This is a genomic window from Variovorax sp. YR750, from assembly GCF_900109805.1.
Classification (GTDB): Bacteria; Pseudomonadota; Gammaproteobacteria; order Burkholderiales; family Burkholderiaceae_C; genus Variovorax; species Variovorax gossypii.
Window position 1 is genome coordinate 1 of record NZ_FOBJ01000041.1, and the last position, 6,228, is coordinate 6,228.

The window sequence follows — 6,228 nt, forward strand, 5'->3', positions numbered from 1 at the left end:
CCGGCCTGGAAGCCGGTGAGACGGCCCTTGCTCGACGGCGATACCGCGCCGCCCTGCTGGATGTCGATGTCGGTGGAGAGCACGCGGGCCCAGGCACGACGGTGGGACGGGAGGGAGGACTGCGCATCGGCGCCGGCCCTGGCATCGTCGTCGCCCACCCGCAGATGAAGGTTGCCGAGCATGGCGAGGTTGCCTTGGCGCAGCTGGCCCGGGAGGGCCGCATAGAGCGGGACTTCGGTGCGATAGGTGGGAACCTGTACGGTGGCCGGGATGCCTGCATGGGGCGCGTTGGCCGTGCTGCCTGTGCTGCTCGTGGCGGTCGTTGCCGTGGTGGTCGATCGCAGGTACCAGTTCTCGCCGGCGCCGCTGGCATCGGCCGCGTACAGGCGGTACTCGTAGGCGCCCGCGTCGACGTGGCCGCCCGCGAGCGAGAACGCGTCCTTGGTGGTCTGCGCGCTGGTGGTGGCGCCGTTGAGCGCCGAGACCACCTCGATGCCGTTGCCCGTGGTCAGCGCGCCCAGGCCACCGAGCTGGGTGATCTGCACGCTGGTCTTGCCGCTGGCCGAGGCGCTTGCACCGTTGAGCACCAGCCGGTCGCTCACGCTGGTGCTGTCGCCCAGAAATGTGCCCAGCCGCAGCACGCCGTTGTTGCCCACATAGGCGCCGTTGACGGTGAGGGTGGTGCCCGGTGCGGTACCCACCAGCGAGACGGTGCCGCTGTTGGCGAGCGAAGCGACCGTCTGGCTGAAGCCCGCAAGGTCGAGCGTGGCGCCGCTTCGCACGGTGTGCGCCGAGGCTGCGCTGAAGGTGCCGGTGGCACCCGCCTTCAGGGTGCCTTCGGCCACGTCGGTCGCGCCGGTATAGCTGTTGGCGCCCGAGAGCGTGAGCGTGCCGCTGCCGATCTTGGTGATGAAACCGCCACCGGTGATGTTGCCGCTGAGCGTCGCGCTGAAGCTGCCGGTGTCGATCACCGGGTCGTTGTTGCCGGTCAGCACCACCGCGTTCGCGAGGTTCAGGCCGTCGGCGGCGAAGCCGAGCGTGGTGCCGTCGTCCATCGCCAGCGCGCCGGTGCCCAGCGCCAGGCTGTTGCCGACGTTCAGCCGGCCTTGCTTGAGCGCGGTGCCGCCGCCGTAGCTGTTGGCCGCGGTGAGCGTGGTGGTGCCGGCGCCTTCCTTGATGAGCGAGCCAGTGCCGCTGATCGTGCCCGACAGCGTGAGCGCGTCAGAGCGGTTGATGGCCAGCGTCGCGTTGTTCAGGACGTTGCCCGCGATGCTGCCCGAGGTGCCGCCGTTGCCGAGCTGCAGCGTGCCGGCACTGATGACGGTGCCACCCGCGTAGCTGTTGTCGGCGGTGAGGATCGTCGTGCCCGGGCCGGACTGCACGAGCGCGCCGGTGCCGCTGATGGTGCCTGATAGCGTGAACGCGTCCGAGCGGTTGATGAGCAGCGTCGCGTTGTCGACGATGTTGCCTTTCACCGAGCCGCCGGCGCCGCCATTGCCAAGCTGCAGCGTACCGGCGCTGACCGTGGTGGTGCCGGCGAAGGCCTGGTCCTGCGTCAGCGTGAGCGTGCCCGCGCCGGTCTTCTCGATGCCGCCCGTGCCGCTCACGAGGCCGGCATAGGTCGCGTTGTCGGGCTGGGCGAAACGCACCAGCCCATTGTCGGTGATCGCTGCCGGTGCGAATTGCGCGCTGCTTTGCAGCACGCCACCCGAGCCGACCGTCATGCTGCCTGCGTAGGCGCTGTTGTCGACACCCAGGATCAGCGTTCCACCCGAGACCGTGGTGCTCGTGATGCCTGCCGGCGCCAGTGCAACATGGAAGTTCCAGGTGCCGCTGTTGTTGACCAGTGTCTCGAAGCCGGTGAGAGACAGCGGCGCAAAGGTGTCGCTCGCGTTGTTGTCGCTGTTCAGCGTGAGCAGGTCGGTGCCCGCCCCGCCGCTGATGTTGCCGGTGATCGAGCCGCCCGTGTACCAGCGCAACGCATCGCTGCCGCCCGCGAAGGCCAGCGAACCGGTGAGGCTGCCCCTGTTGGTGAAGTCAACGGCCATCGTGCCGCTGGCGCCGATGACGGTCGTCGTGGTCGAGCCCGTGCCGGCACCCGCAATGATCGCGCCGGTGTTCACGACGGTGTTGACGCCGCTGCTCGCCTGGAACCAGATCGCCGTGTGGGCGGAGCTGATGGTTCCGTGGTTGGTGATGGTGTTTCCGCTGCCCACGGGATTGATGGCCTCGGAATTGGTGCCCGCACCGTTGGCGGTGACAGCGCCTCCAGCCTCGACGGTGATCGTGCTGTTGTTGTTGACCTCGATCGTGTTCGCGCCGATGCCCGCGTACGGGGATGCTCCCCCGTTGGAGGCGTTGTTGCTGACCGTGGCGCCACTCTGCACCACGATGCTGGCCGTGTTGCCAAGGCTGATGCCCGAACTGTTGCCGGTGCTGACCGTCGCGCCTGACGCGACGGCTACCGCCGTACCTGCCGGGGTCGCCAGTCCGGCTCCCACTGTGGTGCTCTGGTCAGCTCCCGTGCAGTTGATCGCATTGGCGTTCGTGTCGGTCGTGCATGCGGCGGAGGCGGGCAGAGAAGCCGCCGCGAGCACGGCTGCAGCGAACAGGGTTGCGCCCTGGGTTGCCGCCGTCGATCTCGCTTGGCCGCGCCCGAATTCGGAGGCAACGCTCCAAACAGCGAGTGCGTCATTCCAAATGACGCGAAAAATCTTGTTCATGTGTTGTCTGTCCTGGCAATGGCGCGTCCGCAAGAGCTGCGGGCGCGTGGACGCCGGTATGCCGGCGCTCCGTGCCTCCCTGTGCGAGGGGTGGACTCTAGGTGCAAACAAACGTAAATAAAATTGCCATATATGAATTGTTTGCGTGAATGACAATTTGTTCACAAACCTGATTTATTGTGGAAAGTGCGCTTCATGTAATTGCGTCGATATTTGGCATGGTGAATTTCATTTTTAATGGTAATTGGAGATTTTTTAAAACAAATCCATTGAGAACGTGATCGGGCGCGGCATCCTTCCGTCAAAAAAATCGGGAATCCCACATACCGCTGGATGGGCTGGCGCCGCAGTGAACAGGCTGAAGCGGTGTGTACCGTTGGGTGAACCAGGCGCAAGCTCGGCTGGGGCACTGGCCTCTGCCCAGCAGGCAACAGGGCACGCAGGCAGTGCCGATGGCGCGTGATCCAGTCATGGCGCATGCATCTGGAGCATCAGTTCCGTCCTGGCGTTGTAGCGGTGCCCCCGGCGCCGGTGAAACCGTCCACCCCTGGGGCCGTGCCTGCGGGGCGAGCGAGGTCCGCTGGCGCCAATGCCCGTTCCATGGATGGACGCTCGCCGTTTCTTGCGGCAGGTGCGTCCGTGGCGAAGATGTGCCTCGGAGCGCTGCGGCCTGCACATGGCGGGCTTGTCCCGTCCGGCCAAGGAGGGGCGTGATCTGCGTTGGATTGAGCGGTCACAGATCCGCGCGGGCGTCGCTATCATCCAGAAATGCAGCCATGGCCACCCCCGGTGGCGAAGGAGACCCAGTGCGGCTCAAGCTGAGAACGAAGACAGCGCTGCTGATCACCTCGCTGGTCCTTGTGTTGGTCGGCTTGACGGGCGGGTGGCAGTACCGGTCCCTCTCCGCCGAGTATGTCAACCTGATGCGTGAGCAGCAGCAGGCGTTGACCGACAGCGCCGCAGCCGATCTCGACTACAAGCTCGGTGTCCATCTGGCCGCGCTGGCGCGTGCGGCCCGGGAGCTCGGCAAGGACGGCTTCGCGGACCCCGCGGCGCAGCAGCGTTTTCTTGCGGACAGGGACCTGCGCGCGATGTTCGACAATGCCGCGCTGGCGACGCTGGACGGTACTCTCGTGGCCAGCAACCCGCCCGCGTCGCGGGCTTCGAGCGTCTCCGATCGCGACTACTTTCGGCGCGTACGCGATCGGCGCGAGCCCGCGATCTCGGCACCCTTGCTCACCAAGGGCGGCCAACAGCCCGCTGTCGTCATGGCCGTTCCCGTCGAAGGCCCGGACGGCCGTCTCGCCGGCGTGCTCGGCGCGGCGCTGAACCTGCAGCGCCCCAACATGCTCGGCGACCTCAGCAGGGCCACGGTCGGACAGGGCGGTTACTACGTGATCGTCACCCGCGGCCCATCCCCGCAGATCGTCATGCACCCCGATGCGGCACTGCTGCTCAAGCCGGCGAATGCCGCGCCCGTCGCCTTCACCGGCGATACCGGAACGGACCTGGCAACGCATGCTGCCGTGCGCACCGCCGACTGGGAGCTGCGCCTGATCGTGCCGGCGCGCATCGCCTATGCACCGCTGGAGCAGGCGAGGCGAAACCTGCTGCTGCAGTTGCTCTGGCTGGGCCTGGGCTGCGCGGTCCTGGTCTGGCTGGGAACCACCTGGCTCATGCGTCCGCTGGAAGCGCTGAGCAACGCGATCCGCACCCTGCGCCATTCGCCGGGCAGCCAGGTGAAGCTTGACGTCGTCGCCAACGACGAGCGCGGGGATCTGGCGCGCGAATTCGACGCACTGATGGCCGAGCTGCGCGAGCAGCGGCTGGAGATGGCGGCCGTCACCGACGCCTCGCCCGTGGGATTGTTCCGCTGCGACAGCGAAGGGCGCATGACCTACGTGAACGACGAGTATCTGGCGATCCACGGGCTCGCGCGCGAGGCTGCGCCAGACGGCTGGCTCGCGCTGGTGCGCGAGGAGATCCGGGAGACGGTTCGCCAGGAATGGGTCCGCACCGTCAGCGCGGCTGCACCGCTGAACGCCACGCGCCGGCTCTATCGCGCCGACGGGACCCAGGTGCTGGTGGCGCTGAGAAGCCGGCCCGTGCTCGCGGAAGGGCGCGTCCTCGGCCACGTGGGTACGGTGACCGACATCACCGAGCGCACCCGGGCCGAGCGGGCCCTGCGCACGCTGACCGCCATCTTCGACATGACGACCGACTACATCGTCCAGCTGGATGCAACGGGGCGGCTCATCTACATGAACCCGGCCGCGCGCCGCCGCACGGGGCTGGCCCTCGACGCACCGATCGAACAGCTGAGCGCGGCCGATTTCAATCCGCCGCAGACGATGGAAAGATTCAGGACCGAGGTGGTGCCCACCGCGGCCAAGGCCGGCGTCTGGGTGGGCGAGTCGATGGTGTGGGACGCCGAGCAGCGGGAGTTTCCGGCGAGCCACATGGTGATCGCGCACCGTGACAGACACGGCAAGGTGGAGTATTTCTCGGGGCTGATGCGTGACATCTCGCAAGCCAAGGCCGCGGAGCGGGCACTGCGCGAGAGCGAGCATCGCCTGCGCATGGTGACCGACCATCTGCCCGCGCTGATTTCCTACCTGGACCGCGATCTGCGGTTCCGGTTCGTCAACAAGGCCCATCAGGACTGGTTCGGGATCCCGACCGAGCAGATGCTGGGCATGGGCTTGTGGAAGTTCTACGGCGAGGAAGCGTGGGCGCAGATGGCGCCGCATCTGCACGCGGCGCTGGCTGGGCGCCAGGTCACCTACGAGCGCCGCTTGGTGACGCCCAGCGGGCGCCGGGACGTCCAGGCGACGGTGGTTCCGGAGCGCGATGTGAATGGCGAGGTGGTCGGCCTCTATACGCTGGACAGCGACATCACCGCGCACCACGAGGCGGAAGAAGCCCTCCAGGAAAGCGAAGCCCGCTTGCGCACGGTGGCTGATGCGCTGCCGATGCGCGTGGCCTACATCGATGCGGAGGAGCGCTATCGATTCAACAACCTGGCCTACGAACGCGGCTTCGGCCTGTCCCGGGACCAGATCCAGGGGCGTACGGTGAAGGAACTGCTGGGCGAGCCGGCCTACCAGAGCGTGCGGCCGCACATCCGTGCGGCGCTGGCCGGCGAGGTCGTCACCTTCCAGAGCGAGATCTCCAAGAGCGACAGCTACTACTGCTACGAGGCCCAGTACATCCCGCAGCCGGCGGTGAACGACGAGACCATCGTCGGCTTCCACGCCGTGATCACCGACATCACGCGGCAGAAGCTGGAGGAGAAGCGCCTGGTGGACCTGGCGCAGATCGATCCGCTCACCGGTCTTGCCAATCGCGCGGGGTTCGAGGTGCGCCTGGCGCAGGCCATGGAACGCGCCCGGGAGGCCGGCGCGCTGATGGCGCTGATGTACCTGGACATCGACGGGTTCAAGCGGATCAACGACCAGTTCGGACACCAGGCGGGAGACGAACTGCTGCGGGGCTTTGCGGGCAG

The 6,228-nt window shown here is 67.2% G+C and carries 2 protein-coding genes; one reads left to right on the forward strand and one right to left on the reverse strand.

What is annotated here, in order from left to right; genetic code table 11:
* On the reverse strand, positions 1 to 2,723 hold a 2,723-nt coding region (locus BMY35_RS37350; RefSeq protein WP_093210105.1), incomplete at its 3' end, for an autotransporter-associated beta strand repeat-containing protein.
* A 776-nt stretch (positions 2,724 to 3,499) separates the two neighbouring features.
* Between BMY35_RS37350 and BMY35_RS37355 the strand changes: the two genes are divergently transcribed.
* Positions 3,500 to 6,228 (forward strand): PAS domain-containing protein (locus tag BMY35_RS37355; RefSeq protein WP_256230745.1); only part of this gene is annotated, 2,729 nt, incomplete at its 3' end.